General features: G+C 53.2%; 1 protein-coding gene. It reads left to right on the top strand.

Features of this window, described 5'->3' with window-relative positions; translation table 11 throughout:
- Nucleotides 1-246: IS66 family insertion sequence element accessory protein TnpB (gene tnpB / locus BHE85_RS20055; RefSeq protein WP_032337627.1), on the top strand; the 246-nt coding region annotated here is incomplete at its 5' end.
- Nucleotides 247-248 lie beyond the last annotated feature (2 nt).

Below are 248 nucleotides of genomic sequence, written 5' to 3'. Positions count from 1 at the left end.
GATAATCCCTTCTCCGGTCACCTGTTCATCTTCCGTGGCCGACGGGGTGACATGATTAAAATCCTGTGGGCTGATGCTGATGGTCTGTGCCTGTTCACCAGACGCCTGGAGGAAGGCCAGTTTATCTGGCCTGCTGTGCGTGACGGCAAGGTATCCATTACCCGCTCGCAACTGGCAATGCTCCTCGATAAGCTGGACTGGCGTCAGCCAAAAACATCCCGCCTTAATGCACTGACAATGTTGTAAAA

The organism is Shigella sp. FC1567, assembly GCF_001743015.1.
GTDB classification, from domain to species: domain Bacteria; phylum Pseudomonadota; class Gammaproteobacteria; order Enterobacterales; family Enterobacteriaceae; genus Escherichia; species Escherichia coli.
The sequence above is the reverse complement of the archived record's forward strand: the minus strand, read 5'-3'. Positions and strand labels throughout refer to the sequence as shown.